Source organism: Leisingera sp. F5 (genome assembly GCF_001593695.1).
This window is the reverse complement of record NZ_LUKH01000011.1, coordinates 180,704-203,931: the sequence shown is the minus strand read 5'-3', so window position 1 is coordinate 203,931 and position 23,228 is coordinate 180,704. Positions and strand designations below refer to the sequence as shown.

The following is a 23,228-nucleotide window of genomic DNA, read 5'->3' as shown; positions in this document are numbered from 1 at the left end:
GGCGATGAAATATATCTCGACCCGGGGCCAAGCGCCCGAGCTGACCTTTGAAGAAGCGATGCTGACCGGCCTCGCCCGCGACGGCGGGCTTTATGTTCCGGCGGAAATCCCGCAAATGTCCCAGGACGAGATCGCGGCTCTGGCGGGATTGACCTACGAGGAAACCGTGTTTCGCGTCATGCGCCCCTTCCTTGGCGATTGCTTCACCGACGAGGAATTCCGCGCCATCATCGCCCGCGCCTACGAGGGCTTCGGCCACGCCGCCCGCGCGCCGCTGAAGCAGCTGGCCCCGAACCACTTCCTGCTGGAGCTGTTCCACGGGCCGACGCTGGCGTTCAAGGACTTCGCCATGCAGCTGATCGGCCAGCTGTTCCAGACCGCACTCGAACGCCGCGGTGACCGGGTGACCATTGCAGGCGCGACCTCTGGCGATACCGGCTCGGCCGCCATGGAAGCCTTCCGCGGTCTCAGCAACGTCGATGTCTTCATTCTCTACCCTCATGGCCGCGTGTCGGAAGTGCAGCGCCGCCAGATGACCACCCCACAGGATGCCAACGTGCATGCGCTGGCCGTCGATGGCGACTTCGACGACTGCCAGGCCCGTGTGAAGGACATGTTCAACGATTTCGATTTCCGCGATGCCGTGAAACTGGCCGGGGTGAACTCGATCAACATCGCTCGGGTGCTGGCGCAGGTGGTCTACTACTTCTCCTCTGCCGTGTCGTTGGGTGCACCGGGCCGCAAGGTGAGCTTCACCGTGCCCACCGGCAACTTCGGCGACATCTTCGCAGGTTTCATCGCCAAGCAGATGGGCCTGCCGATCGATCAGCTGGTGGTCGCCACCAACCAGAACGACATCCTGCACCGCTGCCTGTCAGGGCAGGGTTACTACAAGGGCGATACCCAGCCCTCAATCAGCCCGTCGATGGACATCCAGGTGTCGTCGAATTTCGAACGCGCCCTGTTCTACGCCTACGGTCAGGACAGCAAGGCCGTGGCGCTGCTGATGGATGAGCTGAAAAACGGCGGCTTTGATGTATCCCAAGGTGCAATGCAGGCGCTGGCCGAGAGTTACGCCTCTGGCCGCACCTCCGAGGAGGAGACCCTTGCGACAATCAAATCCGAACTGGCGGCCTCGGGCGAGCTGCTCTGCCCGCATGGTGCCGTGGCCGTGAAGGTCGCGAACGAGCACCGCGCCGCGGATGTGCCGATGATCACGCTGGCCACCGCCCATCCGGCGAAATTCCCGGCCGCGGTGGAAGATGCCAGCGGCATTCATCCGCCTCTTCCCCCGCGCATGGACGACCTGTATGACAGGCCGGAGCGGGTCACCCGGATCAGCAGTGATCTGGCGGCCCTTGAGGATCACATCAGAAAGAACATCGCGAATTGACAGTTCAGCAGCACACACTCGCCAACGGGTTCCGCATCGTCTCCGAGCATATGCCGGGGCTGGAATCCGCGGCGGTCGGGATCTGGGTCAACGCCGGCGGCCGCCACGAGCGGCTTGAGCAGAACGGCATTGCCCATTTCCTGGAGCACATGGCCTTCAAGGGTACCAAGACCCGTTCGGCCCTGCAGATCGCCGAAGAGATCGAGGACGTAGGCGGCTATATCAACGCCTACACCTCGCGCGAGGTGACGGCCTATTACGCCCGCGTGCTCAAGGACGATGTGCCGTTGGCGGTGGACGTGATCGGGGACATCCTGCTGAACCCGGTGTTTGATGCGCGCGAGATCGAGGTCGAGCGCGGGGTGATCCTGCAGGAGATCGGCCAGTCGCTGGACACACCGGACGATGTGATCTTTGACTGGCTGCAGGAGGAAAGCTACCGCGGCCAGCCGCTGGGCCGCACCATTCTGGGCCCGGCAGAGCGCGTCAGCAGCTTCAGCCGTGAAGACCTGCAGGGTTTTGTGGCTGAGCATTATGGCCCCGGCCAGATGATCCTGGCGGCGGCAGGTGCCGTCGATCACGACGTGCTGGTGAAACTCGCCGAGCGGCTGTTCGGCCATATGGCGGCAAAGCCCGATTTCACCGCCGAAGGCGCCAAATTCACCGGTGGCGAGGCGCGGCAGGTCAAAGACCTGGAGCAGGCGCATTTTGCGCTGGCGTTCGAAGGCCCCAGCTACCGCGACCAGTCGATGTATACCTCGCAGATCTATGCCAGCGCGCTTGGCGGCGGCATGTCCTCGCGGCTGTTCCAGGAAGTGCGTGAAAAACGCGGTCTGTGCTACACGATCTTTGCCCAGGCCGGGTCTTATGCCGATACCGGCGCGATGACGGTCTATGCCGGCACCTCAGGCGAGCAGCTGGAAGAGCTTGCAGGCATCACCATCGACGAGATGAAACGCGCCGCAGAAGACATGACCGAGGCCGAGGTGGAACGCGCCCGTGCCCAGATGAAGGCCGGGATGCTGATGGGGCTGGAAAGCCCGTCGAACCGGGCGGAACGTCTGGCCCGCCTGGTGCAGATCTGGGGCAAGGTGCCATCGCTGGAAAACACGGTTGAACGGATCGAGGCTGTGAGTACCAAGGATGTGCGCGGCATGGCCGAGGAAATGGCGGTTTCCGCACCGGCGGCCCTGGCGCTTTATGGCCCGGTGGCAGACGCCCCGGCGCTGGAGAGGCTGCAGGAGAGGCGCGCTGCCTGATGCTGCTGAACCGCCGCAAGGTCCGCATTGAAACCGAACGCCTGACCCTCAGGCCGCCGGTGCATGCGGATTTTCACGGCTGGGCGGCGCTGCGGCTGCAAAGCCAGCCGTATCTGACGCCCTGGGAGCCGAGCTGGGCGGCGGACCACCTCAGCCGCAAGTCGTTCACCAACCGGGTCTATTGGGCCCGGCGTTCTGTGGCTGGGGGCACGGCGCTGCCGCTGTTCCTGATCCGGCGGTCCGACAATATGCTGGCGGGTGCGATCACGTTGGACAACATCCGCCGCGGACCGGCCCAGGCGGGAACGCTGGGGTATTGGACCGGGTTGCCCTTTGCCCGCCACGGCTACATGCGCGAGGCGATCGGCGCGGTGGTGCATCACGCCTTCAGCAAGCTGGATCTCAGCCGGATCGAGGCCGCCTGCCTGCCAGAAAACGAAGCCTCCCGCGGTCTCTTGGAAAAATCCGGCTTCAAATACGAAGGTGTTGCTCAGTCTTATCTTCAGATCAACGGCCGGTGGCGGACCCATGTTTTGTACGCTTCGCTGCGCCACGACCGGCGGGGCAAGACACTGGCCGGGCAGGCCTGATCGCAGGGGCACAGGCAGCCGGGCGCTCCCGCCCGTCGCTGGTGCATTGAAATGCACCGCTCCCGTTGGGGGTGGCGCCGGGCCTGCGGTGCGGTGCCACCCGGCCTTTCGGCCGGAAAGAGTTCCGCGGCCTGCCGTGGCTGCGCCGGGCCGCAGGCCCGGCGCCACGCCCAACTGAGAGGCAGAATTATTAATTCTGCTGGAACAGGCGGGAGCGCGCCCGGCGCGATTTTCCGCCCTGGGGGCTGACAACTGCGGTTTGCGCCCTAGAACCTGCTTCATGCGCGGCTTTTGCTGTCTCTTTTGGCTGATCCTCTGTACCTCTGCCCTCCAGGCCCAGGAGCGGCGGGCAAGCCATTGTATCGCACTGGCCGGGGCAACCCCGGGCCTGGAGTATCTGCACAAAGCCACCTGGCACGATCCTGTTGCTCAGAACAGCGTGCAGATCCGCTATATCGCGCATGCCTCCTTTCTGCTGCGCACCGAAGGCGGGCTGAAAGTGGTCACCGATTTCACGGGCTTCACCGGCACTGCGCCGCTGATCCCGGATGTGGTCACCATGAACCACGCCCATGAAACCCACTGGACGGCGCATCCCGATCCAGCCATTTCCCATGTGTTGCGGGGCTGGGGGCCGCTTGGGGGCGGGATAGAACACCATCTGGACCTTGGCGAAATGCTGATCCGCAATGTCTCCACTGACATCCGCAACATGTTCGGAGGTGTGGCAGCGCAAGGCAACTCAATCTTCGTTTTCGAGGCGGCCGGCCTCTGCATCGGCCACCTCGGCCATCTCCACCATGTGCCGACCCCGGAACAATATGCGGCGCTGGGGCGGCTGGATGTGGTGATGGCGGCAGTGGATGGCGGCATAACGCTGCCGCTGGATCAGATGCTGGAGGTGCTGGGGCGGCTGCGCTCTTCCGTCATCATCCCGATGCATTGGTTCAGTGACGCATCGCTGCAGCGCTTCCTGGCCCGGATCGGGCCTGAGTTTGATGTCGTGAATGACGGTAACAGCGCCCTTACGGTCTCCCTGCGCAGCCTGCCCAACCGCCCGACAGTCCATGTGCTGCAGCCGAAGTACTTAGCTGAAGAGGAGTGACCTGCCTTGCCAGCCCGTGCCGCTTCCGGCATGGATAAGGCATGATGCTGAACCCCGCAGATACTGCCTTTGCCAACCATCTCTCGAACCTGCTGCCGGAAGGCGTGCTGCGGCCGCCGGAGCCGCGTTATCTGGAGGAGCCGCGCGGCCGCTATCAGGGGCAGGCAGGGGTGCTGGCCTTGCCGCAGACAGTGGAGCATGTCGCCATCCTGATCCGCGAGGCCAATGCCGCCCGGGTGTCGGTTGTGCCCTATGGCGGCGGCACCAGCCTGGTCGGCGGCCAGGTAATGCCGGACGGCCCGGCGCCGCTGGTGCTGTCGCTGGAACGGATGGCGGCAATCCGGTCCGTTCACCCGCAGGAAAATGTCCTGATTGCTGAAGCAGGGGCCATTCTGGCGGACGTCCAGGTCGCGGCGGAAGGGGCAGGGCGGCTGTTTCCCCTGTCGCTGGCGGCAGAGGGATCAGCCCGGATCGGCGGGAATCTCTCGACCAATGCCGGCGGCGTTAACGTGCTGCGCTACGGCAATGCACGCGATCTCTGCCTGGGGTTGGAGGCGGTGCTGCCCTCGGGAGACATCTGGCACGGGTTGTCGCGTTTGCGCAAAGACAACACGGGCTATGACCTGAAAAACCTGCTGATCGGAGCCGAGGGCACGCTGGGGGTGATCACTGCCGCCGCGCTGAAACTGTCGCCGATCCCTGTCACGCAGGGAACCGCGCTGTTCACGGTGAATGACCCTGCTGCTGCCATTGCGCTGCTGGCTCTGGCCCGCGATCACGCCGGCGAGGCCGTCAGTGCTTTTGAACTGATCCACCGGCAAGGTCTGGCGTTTCTGGCGGAGGCTCTGCCGGAGATCCGCCAGCCGTTTGCCGAGGCGCCCGAGTGGTGCGTGCTGGTCGAATTGGGATTGCCGCAGGGCGTGGCTGCAGAGGACGCTCTGGCAGATTTGTTCGAAGCCGCCGAAAAGGCAGGGCTGGTTGCGGATGGCGTGATTGCCCAGTCCGGATCCCAGCGGCAGGCGCTGTGGGCGGTGCGCGAGAATATTCCGCTGGCGAACAAGGCAATCGGATCGGTTTCCAGCCACGACATTTCAGTGCCGATCTCGGATATTCCCGCCTTCATCGAACAGGGCAGAGAGGTGGTCGCAGGCCTTGGTGATTTCCGCATCAACTGCTTTGGCCATCTGGGTGACGGCAACCTGCATTACAATGTGTTCCCGCCAAAGGGGCAGTCCCGCGGCCAGTTCAGGCACCTGAGTGAAGCAGTGAAAACGGCAGTGCATGATCTGGTTCATACCTATGGCGGCTCTTTCAGTGCTGAGCACGGGGTCGGGCGGATGAAAACGGGTGACCTGGAACGCTATGGCGACCCGGCCAAGCTGGCGGCCATGCGGGCAATCAAGCAGGCACTGGATCCCAACGGCATCATGAACCCTGGCGCGGTGCTCAGGGCCGGCTGACCCGTCCGGGCATTCCCAAGATCTCCCGCATCCGCGCGGCGTGCCCTTTCAGGCCCTTGCGGGCCGGAAAGGGCTATGCCCAACGGGAAGGGCCGTTCGCAAGAAGGGCATCTGACCGGCGGGAGCCCCCGAACCGGACGCCGTCCTTACAGTGATCAGAGGCCGTCGAACTCGCACAGCACATGCACATCCATGCCCATGCTCTCCAACAGCTTGCGGCCCCCCAGTTCCGGCAGGTCCACGATGAAGGAGCAAGAGACAATCTCGCCGCCCAGCCGCTCGATCAGTTTGATGCCCGCGCCCGCAGTGCCGCCGGTGGCCAAGAGGTCATCAACCACCAGAATCTTCTCGCCTGGCTTGATGGCGTCGTCGTGGATTTCGACAATCGCCTCGCCGTATTCCAGCTTGTACTCTTCGCTGATGGTGGTGCCGGGCAGCTTGCCTTTCTTGCGGACCGGCACAAAGCCGACGCTCAGCTGATGCGCTATCGCGCCGCCCAGGATAAAGCCGCGTGCTTCAAGACCCACCACTTTGTCGATCCGTTCGCCGGCATAGGGGTGCAGCATCTGGTCGATTGCCATGCGGAACCCGCGCGGATCGGCAAACAGCGTGGTCACGTCGCGGAACAGGATCCCCTCATGCGGGAAATCAACGATGGTGCGGATGTAATCCTTGACGGCGGGCTTCTTGGGCATCGGCTTGGCTCCCCTTGGCGGAACTGAGACAGCAGCCCGGCAGCGTTACCAGGCCTTGGGCGGTTTGGCCGATGCCGCGCTGTCATGCAAGGGGGAACCGCGAGAATGCGGTTCGGGGCTGGCGCCCGTGGCCTGCTGGAACTGGCCGCGGGCCGGGGCAGCGGCGCGGGGAGAGGTCACCGGGGGAAGCGGGTGCTCCAGCGCATCAGCGCTTCCAGCGGCCCGTTATTCGCAAAGATGTTCCAGACCCAGACCAGCACCATCGACAATGCGCAAAAGCCAAGCGAATAGCCGAAGATCTGGGAGGTGCCGAGCGAACCGTCCAGCTGGCCCATGGCTTCCAGCGTGCCCATTCCCAACAGGATATGCGCCGCATACAGGCTCAGCGCTTGCCGTCCCGGCGCCGCCAGCCATTCACCCAGTCCAGCCTTGTCCAGCGCCGGGCCGATAGCCAGCATCAGCCCGGTCACGGCAACCGCGGTGCCGGAGGCTGCGATAATGTAGAACGGTCCAGGGGGAATGGCGCTGGTGCCGAAGAGTTCGGCCAGCTCCGGATCCTGCAGCAGCATCCCAGGCAGGGCGCCCAGCAGTGCCGCTGCCGCGCCCCAGAGGACCATGCGGGCCTGAACCCGGCGGCTGGCCAGATCCAGACGGCCGATCCGCATGCCCAGAAACAGGAAAGCGGCCCAAGGAAACACTGGATGCCAGCCGTTGAAGAAGGAATGGCGCAGAAAACCTTCCAGCGTCCAGAACTCCGCGTAGGTCAGTGTATCCCAGTTCCAATGCGCCTCGTAATCCAGCACCAGCAGCCCTGCCAGCCCGATCGCCAGCGTGCCCGCAGCAGCCCAAAACAGCGTCCGGCTGGAGGCGGTCAGGAACGGCAGCGCCACCAGGAAATACAGCGCATAGAAGTGCAGGATGTCGGCGTCGAATATGGTCAGGTTCAAGAGGCCGATCACAAACAGGAACACAGCGCGCCGGAACATCGTTGCCCGGTCCGGCTTGCCCAGCGATACCCCGATCCCTGCCAGCACCACAAACAGCGCGGCAGCGCGGCCTTCCAGGCTGTTGGTGAGCAAAGATACGGCATCGGTTCCCGGCGCCACCTGCGCCGCAATGCGAAAGTTAACCAGCACCATGCCGCAAAAGGCAAGGAAGCGGGCGATGTCCAATCCGTGAAGGCGCATGAAAGAGGTCCTGAAATCAGCAACGTCAAAGCAAGGTCTGCTGAACGATAAAGGGACGCAGCCCGGCAAAGAAAAGAGGCGGCCCTGCAAAGACCGCCCCGGTAGTTCAAAACTGTTGCAGCCTTGGATCAGCCCAGAACCCGGCCCGCCACAGCCTCCAGCTTGGCCAGCAGAGCTGGATCGCGTTTCTCGGGTGCTGTCATGATGGCAAATTCCAGCGCTTTGTCGCAGCCATGCGGGCACTCCGCACGATCCTGGCCCAGCAGACCGGGCAGGCGGCGGACCAGTTCGCGGGCGTTGGCGGAATTTCCCTGCAATGTTGCAATGATATCAGTGATTTCCACCGCGCCGTGCTCCGGATGCCAGCTGTCGTAATCGGTGACCATGGCAATGGAGGCGTAACACAGCTCCGCCTCGCGGGCGAGCTTGGCTTCGGGCATGTTGGTCATGCCGATCACATCGCAGCCCCATTGCTCGCGGTACATCTTGCTTTCCGCCATCGAGGAGAACTGCGGCCCCTCCATGCACAGATAAGTGCCGCCGCGGTGGATGTTGATGCCGGCATCCTTTCCCGCTGCTTCGGCCGCGTCCGAGAGCCGCTCGCAGGTGGGGTGCGCCACGCTTACATGGGCCACGCAGCCGGTCCCGAAGAAGCTCTTTTCGCGCGCGAAGGTCCGGTCAATGAATTGATCCACAACAACAAAATCGCCCGGTGCCATTTCCTCGCGGAAGGATCCGCAAGCGGAGACCGAGAACACATCCGTCACTCCCAGCCGCTTCAGCGCGTCGATATTGGCGCGGTAGGGAACTTCGGTCGGGGAATGCACATGGCCGCGGCCGTGGCGGGGCAGGAAGGCCATTTTCACCCCGTCCAGGGAGCCGGTCAGGATTTGATCCGATGGCGCCCCCCAAGGCGTTTCGACCGAGACCCATTCGGCGCCTTCCAGCCCGTCGATCTCATAAATACCCGAGCCGCCGATCACGGCAATCATGGTTTCACGGGGTTCTGCTGCGGTCACGTGCTGCCCTCCTGATGCTGTTGTCTTGGATATGCACAAGCGAAGCCGGATTTGGCAAGAGTAAGGTGATCAACAGGGGGCGACAGGTGTGCACCCCCTGTACACCGGGTGTGTGCCGATGGCGCGGAAGCCTCCGGCGGGAGTGTTTTTGAAAAGATGAAACAGCGGAACTATTCGCGCCGTATAAGCCCGGCAAGCGTTGCGGCGCGGGCAGCACTTGGAGAGGGACCAAGCGAACGCCCAAATCTTAACAAGCGCTAAAGTTAAGCGTCAGCCTTTTTGACCAAATGTTTCGCGCGCGAAACATTGCGGCAGGAAAACTGACCTATTTGCGGCGTCGCAGCGCTGAACCTCAATCACAGGAAAGCCAAATGGCCAACTCCGGACAGCGGCGCGGTTGCGGTGGTGTCCGGCAGGCACAGACGAAAAACCCGCCATATGGCGGGTTCTCCGGTTTTGTATAACCCGGGCTCAGCCCTCGTAGTCGGGCAGGGCTTTCAGCTCGTCTTCGGTCATCGAGATGTAAACGCGAAGGTCGGAGCCGTCGTCGGCACGCAGGATGTCGATCTTCGACAGCTCCAGCTCAACCGGCTTCTCGCCCAGGCCGAGGAAACCGCCGACGTCGATAACGGCGGCCTTCACCTTGCCGGCATCGGTCAGCAGCAGTTCGGACACTTCACCAATCCACTCGTCATTGGAGTCATAGGCCGCTGCACCCGTCAGCGTCTCGGCGGTCAAGTCGGTCTCTTCCGCGGTTGCATAACCGTCGCGTTCGACCGGTGCGCGGGGCTGCATGGCGGCTGTGGATCCGGTTTCCGCCATAGTGTCAGAAGACCCGGCTTCTGCAGAACCGGAGGCCTCCGCTTCGGCAGCGGCATCAGCAGCATTTTCGGCTGCGGCTTCAGCTTCCGCGGCCGCTTCGCCTGCTTCTTCTGCTACTGCATCGCCTGCTTCTTCGGCTGCAGCTTCGGCTTCCGATGCTGCCTCGCTTGCTCCTTCTGCGATCGCCTCGCCGGTTTCTTCAGCCGCAGATTCGATTTCGGATGCCACCTCTGCGCCCTGTTCGGCGGTTGCCTCGGCAGCTTCTTCGGCAGTGGTGCTGGATGCGAAGGCAGGGAAAGTTGTCACGGCGGCTATCGCCGTGGAAAGTAGCAGCTTTTTCATGACTTATCTTCCTGATTGCTAGGTTTCGTGTTCGTGAGCGCTCGAGGAACAAACGCCCTGCACTGGTTTCGGTTCCCTCAAAGCGATTAAAAGCTGCTGCAGGCGCTGCAGGTGAGGCAGGGATCCGCCTGCCGCCGGGCAGGCGGCGCAAATGCCCCGTACCCTTGCCCCAAGTGCGTATTTCCGCTAGGGGCGGGCAGCGAACAAACCTCCCTTGATCACAGGTACCTTCATGAGACGCGCCGCCATGGCCCTGCTGGCCAAGCAGATTTCCCCGCCCAACCTCTCCATCATGCAGGACGAGGGCTTTACCGTGGCCCGCGTGCGCACCGAGCTGCTGTCGGGCCTCACCGTCGCGCTGGCGCTGGTGCCCGAAGCCGTGGCCTTTGCCTTTGTTGCGGGGGTGCATCCGCTGGTGGGGCTTTATGCGGCCTTCATGGTGGGCTTGATCACCGCAGTGTTCGGCGGCCGGCCGGGGATGATCTCGGGCGCGACGGGCGCGCTGGCGGTGGTGATGGTGGCGCTGGTGGCGCAGCACGGGGTTGAGTACCTGTTTGCCACTGTGGTCCTGATGGGGATCCTGCAGATCATCGCGGGGGTGATGCATTGGGGCAAGTTCATCCGCCTGGTGCCGCACCCGGTGATGCTGGGGTTTGTGAACGGTCTGGCGATCGTGATCTTCCTGGCGCAGCTGACCCAGTTCAAGGACCCGGAGAACACCGAAGCCTGGCTGGCAAGCTCGCAGTTGGTGATGATGCTGGGGCTGGTGGGGCTGACTATGCTGATTATCTGGGGCACGCCAAAGATCACCTCGATCATTCCGGCACCGCTGGCGGGGATCGGCATTGTGGCGGCGCTGGTGATTGCCTTTGGGATCAATGTGCCGACCGTGGGCGACATGGCCTCGATCAAGGGCGGGTTCCCGTCCTTCCACAATCCGTTTGGCACTGGTGAGGGGCTGTATGGCACCGCATTGGCACCGTTCACGCTGGAGACGCTGTGGATCATTCTGCCCTATGCGGTGATCCTGGCCGCGATTGGCCTGATCGAGAGCCTGCTGACCCTGAACCTGGTGGGCGAGATCACCGGCAAGCGCGGCGGTGCCAGCCAGGAGTGCATTGCGCAGGGCGCGTCGAATGTGGTGACCGGTTTCTTTGGCGGCATGGGCGGCTGCGCGATGATCGGCCAGTCGATGATCAACGTGAAATCGGGCGGGCGGACCCGGATTGCGGGGATTACTGCCGCGCTGTTCCTGCTGGCGTTCATCGTCGTGGCCTCGCCGCTGATCGAGCAGATCCCGCTGGCGGCCCTTGTGGGGGTGATGTTCATGGTGGTGATCGGCACCTTTGCCTGGAACAGCTTCAAGGTGATGACCAAGGTGCCGCTGATGGACGCCTTTGTGATTGTGCTGGTGACCGTGGTGACGGTGATGACCGACCTGGCGATTGCGGTGGTTGTGGGCGTGATCGTCTCGGCGCTGGCCTATGCTTGGAACAATGCCCGCCGCATTCACGCCTATACCCGCGAGTCCGAAAGCGACAAGGGCGCCAAGGTCTATGAGATCGAAGGGCCGCTGTTCTTTGGCTCCACCGACGGGTTCATCGAGCTGTTCGATGTGGCGGGGGATCCGGATCATGTGATTGTGGACTTCGCCCGCAGCCGGGTGGTCGACCAATCAGCCTTGCAGGCAATCGAAGCACTGGCGGGCAAATATGAGGCCGAGGGCAAATCGCTGGTCCTGCGGCACCTCAGCCGCGACTGCCACCAGCTGTTGACCAAGGCGGGGCATCTGATGGTCGATAGCGATGACGATCCGGATTATGAGGTTGCGGTGGATTACTCGGTCAAGACCGGGATCCTGGGCGGCCATTGACGCCTGATCGTTTGAAAGAGAAACCCGCGGGTCTTGCGAGCCGCGGGATTTTTTTGTTTGAAAGGGGCTCTGGCTCACCATACCAGCAAATACTTGGGGCGGGGTTCAGTCGGGGGCGAGGGTTTCGAGCATGTCGAGGTCGCCTGCGAGCAGGGCGGGCTCGGCGCGGGTGATCAGCTCGGGTGGCCAATCCCACCATTTGAGGCTGAGCAGGCGGACGATCTGCGGTTTGGAGAAACGGAAGCTCTGCACCGTGCCGGGGTTGCCGGTGACGATGGCATAAGGCGGGAGGGAGCCGCGCACCACGGCGCCTGCGCCGATGATGGCGCCGTCGCCGATGCGCGCACCTGGCAGGATCAGCGCGTTGTAGCCGATCCAGACGTCATTGCCGATCACCGTGTCGCGGGTGTCGGGCTGGTAGCCCGCCATTTGCGCAGGGTCGAACACCGGGAAGGGATAGCAGCTGAGCCCGTCCTGGGCGTGGTTGGCCGAAGCGGTAATGAAGCGCACCCCGTGTGCGATCTGGCAGAAGCGGCCGATTTGCAGCCGCTCGCGGGCGCCGGGGAACAGGTAGGGCGCCAGGTGCTGCGCCCAGTTCTGCGGCGGGTCGAAATCGGAGGCGTAGCTGTAGGCGCCCGCCTGAATGTTGGGATGGTCCAGCACCTGGGCGAGCATCACGGTGCCCGCGTGCGGGGTGCCATCCGGCAGGATGATCGGATTGCGTTTGCGGGGATCAGGAAGCGGCATCGGGGACCTCACTCGCCGGGGCGGGACAGGGAAAACAGGTCGCGCACCACCGAATAGTCGCGATATCCGAGACGGGCCAGCGGCTGAAACGCGGTCACGTCGAAGGCGCCGTCGCGCAGGCAATCGTCGCGCAGATGCACGCCGGTGACTTCGCCGAAAACCACCTTGTTGGCCTCGCCCGGCAGGGTGACGATTTGGGTGAGTTTGCATTCCAGCGCGGCGGGGGCAACGGCCACGCGTGGGCAGGCGATGGTTTCGCATTCCACGGCTTCAAGCCCTGCGTGGGCGAACTCGTCCGTCTCTTTGGGCAGCGCGCCGGAGCTGGCGTTCATCGCATCGCGCAGCGCGTAAGACACCACATTGACACAGAACGCGCCGGTTGCCTCGATATTGGCCACACTGTCCTTGGTGCCTTCCTGGTCCGGCTTGCTGCTGGTGGAGGCAAACATGACCTGCGGCGGGCTGTAGGCGACCGCGTTGAAAAAGGAATAAGGCGCCAGGTTGTTCACCCCTTCTGCCGAGCGAGATGAAATCCAGCCGATCGGCCGCGGCGTGACAATGGCGTTGAACGGGTTGTGGGGCAGGCCGTGGCCGTCCTCAGGTCGGTAGAACATTCTTGCTTCCTGCTCTGGGGTTTTCAGGGGCTTAGGTGTTTGCCCAAGGCTTACGCCCGTGTTAGGCCGAATGCCAGCCTGCAGGGGAAGAATGCGGAGGCCGGAACAGGGACGTGGCGGCGTGATCGAATTGCGAGCGGAACAGGCGGACGACCGGTGGGAGGTTGAGGCGCTTTATGACCTGTGCTTTGCACCGGGCCGCGAGGCGCTGTCGTCTTACCGGCTGCGCGACGGGGTCCCGCCGGTTGCGGGGTTGAGCGAGGTCGCGCGCGATAGTGACGGCATCCTGGCCGCTGCCATCCGGTATTGGCCGGTTATGGTCGGCACTGCGCCTGCACTGCTGTTGGGGCCGGTTGCGGTGCACCCGACCCGTCAGGGTGAGGGGCTGGGGGGGTCTTTGATTCGCGACAGCGTCGCCAAAGCGACGGAAACCGGCTGGGCACGGGTGATGCTGGTGGGCGATGCGCCCTATTACCGGCGCTTTGGTTTCACTAGGCTTTCCGGGGTTGAAATGCCGCCGCCGACCAACCCGGACCGGGTGCTGGGGCTGGCGCTGCAAGACGCGGCCTGGGATGGCATCCAGGGGCAGGTGCGCCGTTGGCAGGGTTGAATTCCCGCCCTTGGCTGCCGATCTTTAAGAAGGGCAGAGGAGGTGCTTGTGGCAGACGTTCTGACAAACGCGCGGGAGATGGCACCGCAGGATATTGAGGCTGAGCTTGATGCGCTGGCACAGCGCCACCGGGCGGCGGGCGGTATTGGCGTGGATTTGCTGAACCGGCTGGGCGGCAGCGGCGAAAGCCTGCTGGAGCGGCTGCCGGAACCGGTGCGGGCCGGTCTGACAGGCGCCACTGAGACTGCCCTCAGAGTGGCTATGAAGGGCGCCAGCCAGTCGCGCCGTCTGGTGCCGGACCAGAAACCGGGTGTCGACCGGGTGGTGAGCGCTGCCATGGGTGCCGCGGGCGGCGCCGCGGGCTTGCCGGGGGCCTTGGTGGAGTTGCCTGCAACTACGGCGTTTCTGCTTCGGACCATTCAAGGCGCTGCTGCTGCGGAAGGGTTCGATCCGGAGGCTGAAAGTGTGACCTTTGATTGTATACAGGTGTTTGCGGCGGCTGGTCCCTTGGCTGAGGATGACGGCGCGGATCTAGGGTTTGTCTCGGTCCGGCTGGGTCTTCCGGGCGGCTTGCACAAGCTGATTGCGCAGGTGGCGCCAAAGCTGGGTGCGGTGCTGGGGCAAAAGCTGGCCGCCCAGGCCGTGCCGATTGCCGGAGCCGTGGCGGGGGCTGCGGTGAATTACGTCTTTGCGGGCTATTACCGCGAGATGGCGCATGTGCATTTTGGTCTCAGGCGGCTGGCGGTTGAGGCCGATGTGCCGCAGGAAGAGCTTGCCGCCAAGCTGCGGCAACGGCTCCAGAACATGGGTGCGGCACAGTAGATACAACAGACCTCTTGCACTTGCCGGACAGGGAGATTTAATCATCCCTTCCTGCTAAGAGGGAAAGCATGATTCAATACAGCCTCAAATGCGCCGATGGCCACAGCTTTGACAGCTGGTTTCAGTCGGCTGCGGCTTTTGACAAGCTGGCGGCGGCCGGGATGGTATCCTGTGCGGTGTGCGGCGGCAGCGGGGTAGAGAAGGCCATCATGGCGCCTCGGGTGCGCCCCGGACGCAAGGCGGTGTCTGCCGTCGGCGAACCGGAACCGCAGACAATTGCGCCGACCGCTCCTGTTACGGTGCCGTCAACCGCCCCGGCGGCTCCCCCTGCAGGTCCCGGCTTGCTGAGCGGTCCTTCGGGTGAGGTCGAACAGGCGATTGCCGATCTGCGCAAAAAGGTTGAGGAAAACTCGGATTACGTCGGCGGCAGTTTTGTTCAGGAAGCGCGGGCAATGCACCTGGGCGAGGCGCCGGAGCGGGCGATCCATGGCGAGGCAAAGCTGGAAGATGCGCGGGAACTGATCGAGGAAGGCGTGCCGGTAATGCCGCTGCCGTTCCGCCCCGGGCGCAAAATTAACTGAAGGGCAGAGCAAAAATGCATGCAGTTGTAACAGGAACCAGCCGCGGCATCGGCAAGGAGCTGGTGAAACGGCTGCAAGAGGCGGGCTATGAGGTGACAGGCACCTCGCGCGACCATTCCTCGGGCGTCAAGCTGGATGTCTCCGACCCCGGCCAGCAGGCGCGCTTTGCGGCCCAGATCAAGAACCGGCCAGTGGACCTGCTGGTGTGCAATGCCGGGGTCTATATCGACAAGGCGATGAGGCTTGAGGACTACTCAGCCGAGGTCTGGGCCAAGACATTGGCCGCCAATGTGACCGGCGTGTTTTTGACGGTGCAGGCGATGCTGCCCAATCTGCGGCTGGCACAAGAACCCAAGATTGCGATCCTGTCGTCGCAGATGGCCAGCCAGGCCCGGGCGCCGGGCGGCAGCTATGCCTACCGTGCCTCCAAGGCGGCGGCTCTGAATATCGGCCGAAACCTGGCGACGGATCTGCAGCCGGAAGGGATCTCTGTGGGGATTTATCATCCCGGCTGGGTGCGCACGGACATGGGCGGTCATGAAGGTGATATCACGGTGGAAGAGTCAGTCGCCGGGCTGATCAACGAGTTCGCGGTGCTGAACCTGGATACCACCGGCTGTTTTCACACCTGGGACGGCCGCATACACCCCTATTGAAGCCGCTGCGGCAGAGCATGGCGCGGCTGCCGCGCCCGCAGGTGCCTGGCTGCGCCAGCCCCCTTGGCGGGTTTGGGCCGGGCGCCGCGCAAATGCGCGGCGCGGCACCGTGCTCTGGCACGGTGCTATGCCCAACGGGCATAGGGCCTGCAAGGCCCGTGGCCAGGCGGGAGAATTTCGTTTGATTTCCGCACGGGCTGTCAGAGCCAGCGCAAAAAAGCCGACGCGAAGCTTCGCGCCGGCTTTTCTGTTTCGATCATTCACGCCAGTGAAGACCCGGCACCTCACTCCCAGCAGCTGACCAGCACGGTCATACCGGACGCCAGCCGGGTCATCGCCGCATTGGGCAGGCTGCCTGCTGATGCGCTCTGTGCTGCCGGGGTCATGCCCGCGGTGTTCAGCGCGCTGCGGATGGCTTCGGCGTTGACGGCAAAGCTGACGCCTTCGGGCAGTTGCTTGCCCTCGATCCGGCGCGGCAGCAGCATCCCCAGAACAGCCCCGGTGCTGTCCAGAACCGGACCGCCTGCATCGCCGGGCTGGGCTGCCAGCTCCAGCCGGGCAACGCCGGTGTCGCCATCCAGGCTTTTGACGTCTGCGACCTTGCCCCAGGTCAGGCTCGGTGCGCCCAGCACGCCCTCGTAAGAGAAGCCGGAAACAGCGATCTCAGACTGCAGCCGCGGCGAGGCGGCGCTGAGTTCGGCAACCGCGGCAGGCGCCAGCGCTTGGGCAGGGCGCAGAATGGCGATGCCGTCTGCAGTGTTGTTGGCCGCCACTTCGGCTTGATACCCGTGATCCAGAGTAATCCTGGTACAGCCGGACACCACATCCGAGGTGGTCAGTACGCTGCCGTCGCCATCTACAAAGAAACCGGACCGTGACAGTTTCGGCTTGCGGATCTCCAGGCCGGAAACGAGGTCGATGTTCTGCACCGCATCGCCGCCCTCGGCCGGATCCAGCACGCCGTCGAGGCGGGTGAAGCTGGCCTGCATGGCCGCCAGGACACGGGCGCGGCGGTCTTCGTCGCCGGCCGGCCAGATCAGGGTAAAGCCCTTTACTTCGCCGTTTTTCAGGCTGGCCTGGGTGAAGGAGACTATCCTGTCGTTGCGGCCTTCAATGGTGAAGCTGTCCTTGCCGCGCTGGCGCGGACCCTCCAGCGGCACGATTTCAAGCGTCTGCATAATGTCGTAGAGGCCGAACAGGGTGCGTTTGTCACCGGGCTGGCTGATCAGCAGCACCTCGGCGCCCAGATCGCCCTTGGCGGCGTAGTGGGCAAAGGGCGATTCATAACGGTCGAACGCAACCTCATCCGCAGGGATCCGCAGGGCGATGCCTGCTTTGGCATCTTCCACGCGGGCCATGCCGACCGAGATCAACGGGGCGTTGTATTCATCCATCAGAACCTGGCGCTGGGCGGTGGTCAGCACGCCGGTGGGTTCAAAGCCGCGGGCCGTTTGCCAGTCGCTCATCGAGCCGCGGGTGCCGCGGCCAAAGGCGCCGTCGATGGACGAGCTGTAGAACCCGGCTGCCTTAAGGGCGACCTGCAGCTCCATCCGCTGCTCACGCGACAGTGCGCGTTCGCTGCGCCGCGCCTCGGCGGGGGTTTCATCGGGCAGGGTCGATTGCACGGCGGCCTGTTGCTGCGGCGCGGGATCCGCCGCCGCAGGTGCCGCCGGTGCAGGTGCCGGTTGCGCCGGAGCCGTTGCATCTGCCGCCACCGGGTAGAACTGGTTGCGCAGGTTGCGGCGGAAAGCGATGAAGCTGTCGCGCGGGATCTGACCCTCGGCGCGGTAGACCTGCAGCACCCGTTCAGCGTCGTCGCGGGCGTAGGGGCCCAGAACCACACCGTACCAGCCGCCGCCAAGCGCATAGCCGGAGACATCGGGCAGGCGCGCCGCATAGGTGCGGGCCTCGCCCTCGGCCTCGCGCAGGGAGGGGCGGGCCGCGATCTGGATCCAGACCGCATCGCGGCTGCTTTGCGCCGAAACAGGCGCGGTGAACGCAATGGCCAGCGCAATCAGCGGCAGCGCCAGAGCGGCAAACAGTTTTTTCATGTGTGGGCCTCGTATCCCGGAAGATCTCTTATTCTTTGCCGCGGAGGTTAAGCATTTTGACACGGCAAAGGGAACTCCTCATCGCAGGGGGAATTCCCGCCCCGTTGCCGCATTCCCGCACTTTTGTTGCCGATGCGCTGCAGGGTGCAGGCCCTGGCGGCCCTGCGCAAAGGCCAGAGGGCGTTGACCCTGCCCATTGCCTTGCATAGGAAGATCCCCGCAATTGCTGCCCCAGATGCCCCTAAAGGGATACGAGATGACCCAGACCAACGGCGCGCCGCGCTCCTTCCAAGAGATTATCCTGAGGCTCCAGAATTACTGGGCCGCCAAAGGCTGCGCGGTGATGCAGCCCTATGACATGGAAGTTGGCGCCGGGACCTTCCACCCGGCGACCACACTGCGCTCGCTGGGGTCCAAGGCCTGGGCAGCAGCCTATGTGCAGTCCTCGCGCCGCCCGACTGACGGGCGTTATGGTGAAAACCCGAACCGGCTGCAGCACTACTACCAGTACCAGGTGCTGATCAAACCCTCGCCGCCGAACCTGCAGGCGCTGTATCTGGGCTCGCTTGAGGCCATCGGTGTCGATATGACGATGCATGATATCCGCTTTGTCGAGGACGACTGGGAAAGCCCGACACTGGGCGCCTGGGGCTTGGGCTGGGAAGTCTGGTGCGATGGCATGGAAGTTTCGCAGTTCACCTATTTCCAGCAGGTCGGCGGCCATGATTGCCACCCGGTATCGGGCGAGCTGACTTATGGTCTGGAGCGTCTGGCGATGTATGTGCTGGGGGTCGATCACGTGATGGACATGCCCTACAACGACCCGGGCGCGCTGATCCCGCTGACCTATGGCGATGTGTTCAAGCAGACCGAGGAGGAATACGCCCGCTGGAACTTTGACGTGGCCAACACCGAAGTTCTGCTGCGCCATTTCGAAGAAGCCGAAGCCGAATGCGCCGCCATTCTGGCGCAGGAGCATCAGGACCCGAAGACCGGCAAGCGCATCATCATGGCGCATCCCGCCTATGACCAGTGCATCAAGGCCAGCCACATCTTCAACCTGCTGGATGCGCGCGGGGTGATTTCCGTCACCGAGCGCCAGGCCTATATCGGCCGGGTCCGGGCGCTGGCCAAGCAATGCGCCGACGCTTTTGTGCTGACCGAGGCCGGCGGTTTTACCGCCGGGAACGCGGCCTGAGCGGGGAAAGCACGGTATGGGGAAAGTTCTTGCTCTGATCCTGATCCTGTCGGCGCTCGCCGCCGGCGGAGCGATGTATTATCTGCAGATCTACGGGTTCTACGACAACGTCGAGCTGCAGCCGGGCCGCGACGTAGTGCTGGTGCCGCTGAATGGCGGCGAAGGGCAGCCGATTGCCTATTCCAAGTTTGAGGCGATTGACGCCGATAGCTCGCCGATCCGCTACCGAGCTTGTTTCCGCACCAAAGTGACACCGGATGAGCTGGCGCAGGTTTTCACTCTGACGGACAAGCTGGAACCGCGCAACGCGCCGGGCTGGTTCGAGTGTTTTGACGCGGCTGCCATCGGCGAACAGCTGGCCAATGGCTCGGCCAAATCCTTTCTGTCGGTCAAGAACATCTCATTCGGTGTCGACCGGGTGGTTGCCGTCACCGACGAGGGCCGCGGCTATGCCTGGCACGAGCTGAACAAATGCGGCCAGAAAGCCTATGACGGCACCGTGGTGGGCGAGGAATGCCCGGCCCGGCCCGAGCCGGGCGAATAACCGGAACATTGAGAGGCGCAGACCGCGCAGGACATGGAAACGCATATAGCCATACCTGATTTCATCTCGGTAACACTGGGGTTTGCGGTCTTTCTGCTGGGCGCACGCCTGAATGCCAAGGTTGCTGTGCTGCGCCGGTTCAATATCCCGGAACCGGTGACTGGCGGGCTGGCCGCCTCGGTTGCGGTGCTGCTGGTCTACAGCCTGACAGGTCTGCAAATCGAGTTCGAGATGCAGAGCCGCGACTACCTGCTGGTGCTGTTTTTCGCCGGTATCGGCCTCAACGCGCGGCTTTCCGACCTGGTGGCCGGCGGCAGGCCGCTGCTTATCCTGCTGGTGCTGACCCTGCTAGCCATTCTGGCCCAGAACGTGATCGGTGCGGCCGGAGCCGTGATGTTCGGCTATCCGGTTCAGGCAGGTGTCCTGTTCGGTTCCGCGGCGCTGATTGGCGGGCATGGGACGGCCATCGCCTGGGCGCCCGATGTGGCTTCCGCTGCAGGGCTGGACGGTGCCGCTGAATTGGGCGTGGCGGTGGCTACCCTTGGCCTGGTTCTGGCAGCACTCGTGGGCGGGCCGGTTGCCCGGCACCTGATCAACCGCCATGGGCTTACGCCTGCGCGTCCGGAAGAAGAACAGACCGTCGGGCTGGCGCATGACGAGGCTGAGACGGCAAGCGTCGGCCATCTCGATCTGATGCGGGTGATGCTGTACCTGAACCTGGCGATCATTCTGGGATACACTGCCTCTCTCGGGCTTGATGCTGCGGGGGTGAAACTGCCGCTGTTTGTGCCCTGCTTGATCGCGGGCATTCTGCTGGCCAACCTGCGCAGCCTGATTGCGCCCACTGCGGATCCTGTGGCCCGCACCCCGGCGCTGGCTCTGATCTCGGAGTTCTCGCTGGGCGCCTTTCTGGCCCTGTCGCTGATGGCCCTGCAGCTGTGGACCATCGCGGGGCTGGGACCGGCCATTGCTGTCATCATGCTGGCACAGACGCTGTTCACTGTGGCCTTTGTGCTGTTTGTTCTGTTCCCGCTGCTGGGCCGCGGCTACCGGGCTGCGGTGCTGGCCGCCGGGTTCGGCGGCTTTGCGCTGGGCGCGACCCCCACGGCCATTGCCAATATGACCGCTGTGACCAAACGCTACGGGCCGTCGCCTATTGCCTTTGTTGTGCTCCCCCTTGTATCCGCCTTTTTTGTTGATATCGCCAATGCCATCGTCATTCAGGCGATTGTGAATTTCTGAGGACCCCCGATGCCCGATCTGCTGATTGAACTCTTTTCCGAAGAAATCCCGGCCCGCATGCAGGCGCGTGCGGCTGAGGATCTGAAGAAACGCGTGACCGATGGCCTGGTCGAGGCGGGTCTGACCTATGCCGGTGCCGCAGCCCTGTCGACGCCGCGCCGCCTGACGCTGGCGGTGGATGGCCTGCTGGCAGAAAGCCCCACCATCCGCGAAGAGCGCAAAGGCCCCAAGGTCGGCGCACCCGACAAGGCGATTGACGGCTTCCTGCGCGGGGCCGGCCTGACCCGTGATCAGCTGGAAGAGCGCGACACCCCCAAAGGTGCGGTCTATTTCGCCCTGATCGAAAAGCCGGGGCGTGCAGCGGCAGAGATCATCGCCGAAGTGCTGGAAGATACCATCCGTAACTTCCCCTGGCCCAAATCCATGCGCTGGGGCGAAGGCTCCTTGCGCTGGGTGCGCCCCCTGCATTCGATCCTCTGCATCCTGTCGGATGAGGCAGGCGTATCCGTGGTGGATCTGGACATCGACGGCATCAAATCGGGCAACACCACCCGCGGCCACCGCTTCATGGCGCCGGAGGAGATCACGGTCACCGGGTTTGACGACTATGCTGCAAAGCTGAAGCGCGCGCATGTGGTGCTGGACCCGCGCGAACGCGCCGAGGCGATCTGGCAGGAGGCCACCAATCAGGCCTTTGCGTCCGGTCTGGATGTGGTTGAGGACAAGGGCCTGCTGGCCGAGGTTGCCGGCCTGGTCGAATGGCCGGTGGTGCTGATGGGCGCCATTGACGCCGAGTTCCTGGAACTGCCGCCGGAGGTGCTGCAGACCAGCATGCGCGAGCACCAGAAGTTCTTCTCGGTCAGGAACCCCAAGACCGGCCGGATTGAGAAATTCGTCACCGTGGCCAACCGCGAGACCGCGGATAATGGCGCCACCATCCTGGCGGGCAACCAGAAGGTGCTGTCGGCGCGTCTGGCCGACGCCAAGTTCTTCTGGGAAAACGACCTGCGCACCGCCAAATCCGAAGCGGGCATGAGCGCTTGGGTGGAGAACCTCTCCAACGTGACCTTCCACAACAAACTGGGCACACAAGCCGCGCGGATTGACCGTATCGCCGCGCTGGCGCGCGAGATTGCGCCGGTTGTCGGTGCCGATGCCGGTCTGGCAGAGCAGGCGGCACGGGTGGCGAAGGCCGATCTCAGCTCCGAGATGGTTTATGAGTTTCCCGAGCTGCAGGGCCTGATGGGCCGCTACTACGCCGAGGCCGCAGGGCTACCGCAGGAAGTCGCCAACGCCTGCGAACAGCATTACTCGCCGCTGGGGCCGTCGGATGATGTGCCGTCCGAGAAGGTTTCGGTTGCCGTGGCGCTGGCCGACAAACTGGACACGCTGACCGGCTTCTGGGCGATTGATGAAAAGCCTACGGGGTCGAAAGACCCCTTTGCCCTGCGTCGCGCTGCGCTGGGGGTGATCCGGTTGGTGCTGGAAAATGATGTGCGGGTTGCTCTCGAGCGCTTTTCTGATCTTGGATTGCTGCGTCAGAAGGTAAACTCTGAAGAAGATAGCGTTGGCGGCCAAGAAAAAACCGGCCTGCAAGACCTTCTTGAGGAGATTGCAGAACACGGTGTCTATGGAGCCACAATCCGCGATGTGCGCGCCTATTTTGACAATGTCCGTGGAGAAGAAAGCCAAGCGCTTCTGTTGAAGAACGCAGTCGCATCTGTTCCGGATACTTCGATTGACCTCCTCTCCTTCTTCCACGACCGCCTCAAGGTCTTCCTGCGCGATCAGGGCATCCGCCATGACGTGATCGATGCCTGTATCGCGATGGACGGCAATGACGACCTGACGCTGCTGGTCAAACGGGCCCGCGCGCTTGAGGACTTTATGAAGACCGAGGACGGCACTAACCTTCTGCAGGGCTTCAAACGCGCCAACAACATCCTGTCCCAGGCTGAGGAAAAGGACGGTGTCGAATACTCCTATGGCGCAGACCGCAAGTTTGCCGAGGACGCAACCGAGACCGCGCTGTTCGATGCGCTGGAGGCCGGCGGGGCGGCGATCTCTCCGGCCATCGAGGCCGAAGATTTCGCGGCTGCCATGCGGGGCATGGCCGCCCTGCGCGCGCCGATCGATGCTTTTTTCGAGGCAGTGCAGGTGAATGCGGATAGCGATATCGTCCGCCGCAACCGGCTGAACCTCCTCAGCCAGATCCGCCAGGTTTGCGGCCAGGTTGCGGACCTCACCAAAGTCGAAGGCTGAAACCGCGGGCCAATAGCCCCGCCGCTTCTTTCTGGTTCCAAATACCTCCGCCGGAGGCCCCGGCCTTTCCGTTAGGGAAGGCCGGTTTTCTTTGCCTCGAGGCCTTCAGCCGTCACTGCCCCGTTACAAGACCCTTGCGCCATCGCGTCTTCCCCT

21 protein-coding genes are annotated in these 23,228 nt (G+C 63.6%); 14 read left to right on the top strand and 7 right to left on the bottom strand.

Annotation, left to right across the window (positions count from 1 at the left end):
* Positions 1-4: 4 nt before the first annotated feature.
* From thrC to A2I95_RS10125, 5 genes are all read left to right on the top strand, one after another.
* The gene (gene thrC, locus A2I95_RS10145; RefSeq protein WP_291729647.1) at positions 5-1,393 is read left to right on the top strand and encodes a threonine synthase; all 1,389 of its coding nucleotides are present in this window, start codon (positions 5-7) and stop codon (positions 1,391-1,393) included.
* The gene (locus A2I95_RS10140) at positions 1,390-2,652 is read left to right on the top strand and encodes a pitrilysin family protein (protein ID WP_291729646.1); all 1,263 of its coding nucleotides are present in this window, start codon (positions 1,390-1,392) and stop codon (positions 2,650-2,652) included. The genes thrC and A2I95_RS10140 overlap by 4 nt, the downstream gene beginning before the upstream one ends.
* Complete coding sequence (locus A2I95_RS10135) at positions 2,652-3,242, top strand: GNAT family protein (protein WP_027259842.1); 591 nt, start codon at positions 2,652-2,654, stop codon at positions 3,240-3,242. Before A2I95_RS10140 ends, A2I95_RS10135 begins: the two co-directional genes overlap by 1 nt.
* A 280-nt stretch (positions 3,243-3,522) precedes the next feature.
* Positions 3,523-4,347, top strand: a complete 825-nt coding sequence (locus A2I95_RS10130; RefSeq protein ID WP_291729645.1) for an MBL fold metallo-hydrolase — start codon at positions 3,523-3,525, stop codon at positions 4,345-4,347.
* Positions 4,348-4,388: 41 nt separating this feature from the next.
* Positions 4,389-5,807 (top strand): FAD-binding oxidoreductase, encoded by a 1,419-nt coding sequence (locus A2I95_RS10125; RefSeq protein ID WP_291729644.1) that lies wholly within the window; start codon positions 4,389-4,391, stop codon positions 5,805-5,807.
* 155 nt (positions 5,808-5,962) lie between these two features.
* On the opposite strand, the gene A2I95_RS10120 is transcribed toward A2I95_RS10125, so the two are convergent.
* The 4 genes from A2I95_RS10120 to A2I95_RS10105 form a co-directional block, all read right to left on the bottom strand.
* Positions 5,963-6,502 carry an adenine phosphoribosyltransferase gene (locus tag A2I95_RS10120; RefSeq protein WP_291729643.1) on the bottom strand — a complete coding sequence of 180 codons (540 nt, stop codon included), beginning with the start codon at positions 6,500-6,502 and terminating at the stop codon, positions 5,963-5,965.
* Between the two features lie 176 nt (positions 6,503-6,678).
* Complete coding sequence (locus A2I95_RS10115) at positions 6,679-7,689, bottom strand: DUF418 domain-containing protein (protein WP_291729642.1); 1,011 nt, start codon at positions 7,687-7,689, stop codon at positions 6,679-6,681.
* 128 nt (positions 7,690-7,817) lie between these two features.
* Positions 7,818-8,681, bottom strand: coding sequence for an S-methyl-5'-thioadenosine phosphorylase (locus tag A2I95_RS10110; protein WP_291729657.1), 864 nt, complete (start codon positions 8,679-8,681; stop codon positions 7,818-7,820).
* A gap of 498 nt (positions 8,682-9,179) precedes the next feature.
* Positions 9,180-9,872: a PRC-barrel domain-containing protein gene (locus A2I95_RS10105; RefSeq protein ID WP_291729641.1), complete on the bottom strand. Its 693-nt coding sequence runs from the start codon at positions 9,870-9,872 to the stop codon at positions 9,180-9,182.
* A 232-nt stretch (positions 9,873-10,104) separates the two neighbouring features.
* On the opposite strand from A2I95_RS10105, the gene A2I95_RS10100 reads away from it, so the two are divergent.
* Complete coding sequence (locus tag A2I95_RS10100; RefSeq protein WP_291729640.1) at positions 10,105-11,745, top strand: SulP family inorganic anion transporter; 1,641 nt, start codon at positions 10,105-10,107, stop codon at positions 11,743-11,745.
* 105 nt (positions 11,746-11,850) lie between these two features.
* Here the strand turns inward: A2I95_RS10100 and A2I95_RS10095 are convergent, their stop codons facing one another.
* Complete coding sequence (locus A2I95_RS10095) at positions 11,851-12,492, bottom strand: CatB-related O-acetyltransferase (protein ID WP_291729639.1); 642 nt, start codon at positions 12,490-12,492, stop codon at positions 11,851-11,853.
* Positions 12,493-12,500: 8 nt separating this feature from the next.
* Positions 12,501-13,106: a flavin reductase family protein gene (locus A2I95_RS10090; RefSeq protein ID WP_291729638.1), complete on the bottom strand. Its 606-nt coding sequence runs from the start codon at positions 13,104-13,106 to the stop codon at positions 12,501-12,503.
* A gap of 91 nt (positions 13,107-13,197) precedes the next feature.
* On the opposite strand from A2I95_RS10090, the gene A2I95_RS10085 reads away from it, so the two are divergent.
* The 4 genes from A2I95_RS10085 (at position 13,198) to A2I95_RS10070 (ending at position 15,775) form a co-directional block, all read left to right on the top strand.
* The gene (locus tag A2I95_RS10085) at positions 13,198-13,716 is read left to right on the top strand and encodes a GNAT family N-acetyltransferase (RefSeq protein ID WP_291729637.1); all 519 of its coding nucleotides are present in this window, start codon (positions 13,198-13,200) and stop codon (positions 13,714-13,716) included.
* A gap of 48 nt (positions 13,717-13,764) precedes the next feature.
* Positions 13,765-14,538 (top strand): EcsC family protein, encoded by a 774-nt coding sequence (locus A2I95_RS10080; RefSeq protein ID WP_291729636.1) that lies wholly within the window; start codon positions 13,765-13,767, stop codon positions 14,536-14,538.
* 68 nt (positions 14,539-14,606) lie between these two features.
* Positions 14,607-15,119, top strand: a complete 513-nt coding sequence (locus A2I95_RS10075; protein WP_291729635.1) for a DUF1178 family protein — start codon at positions 14,607-14,609, stop codon at positions 15,117-15,119.
* 14 nt (positions 15,120-15,133) lie between these two features.
* Positions 15,134-15,775 (top strand): SDR family oxidoreductase, encoded by a 642-nt coding sequence (locus A2I95_RS10070; RefSeq protein WP_291729634.1) that lies wholly within the window; start codon positions 15,134-15,136, stop codon positions 15,773-15,775.
* 284 nt (positions 15,776-16,059) lie between these two features.
* Here the strand turns inward: A2I95_RS10070 and A2I95_RS10065 are convergent, their stop codons facing one another.
* Positions 16,060-17,826: a trypsin-like peptidase domain-containing protein gene (locus tag A2I95_RS10065; RefSeq protein WP_291729633.1), complete on the bottom strand. Its 1,767-nt coding sequence runs from the start codon at positions 17,824-17,826 to the stop codon at positions 16,060-16,062.
* A 256-nt stretch (positions 17,827-18,082) separates the two neighbouring features.
* On the opposite strand from A2I95_RS10065, the gene A2I95_RS10060 reads away from it, so the two are divergent.
* Genes A2I95_RS10060 through glyS form a run of 4 tightly spaced genes read left to right on the top strand, consistent with a single transcriptional unit; the run spans position 18,083 to position 23,072 of the window.
* Positions 18,083-19,024 (top strand): glycine--tRNA ligase subunit alpha, encoded by a 942-nt coding sequence (locus A2I95_RS10060; protein ID WP_291729632.1) that lies wholly within the window; start codon positions 18,083-18,085, stop codon positions 19,022-19,024.
* A 16-nt stretch (positions 19,025-19,040) separates the two neighbouring features.
* Positions 19,041-19,568, top strand: coding sequence for a DUF6446 family protein (locus A2I95_RS10055; RefSeq protein WP_291729631.1), 528 nt, complete (start codon positions 19,041-19,043; stop codon positions 19,566-19,568).
* Positions 19,569-19,601: 33 nt separating this feature from the next.
* On the top strand, positions 19,602-20,810 hold the full coding sequence (gltS, locus tag A2I95_RS10050; protein ID WP_291729630.1) for a sodium/glutamate symporter: 1,209 nt from the start codon (positions 19,602-19,604) through the stop codon (positions 20,808-20,810).
* A gap of 9 nt (positions 20,811-20,819) precedes the next feature.
* A complete protein-coding gene (gene glyS, locus A2I95_RS10045) occupies positions 20,820-23,072 on the top strand; it encodes a glycine--tRNA ligase subunit beta (RefSeq protein WP_291729629.1) in 2,253 nt (750 codons plus the stop codon).
* The last annotated feature ends 156 nt before the right edge of the window (positions 23,073-23,228 follow it).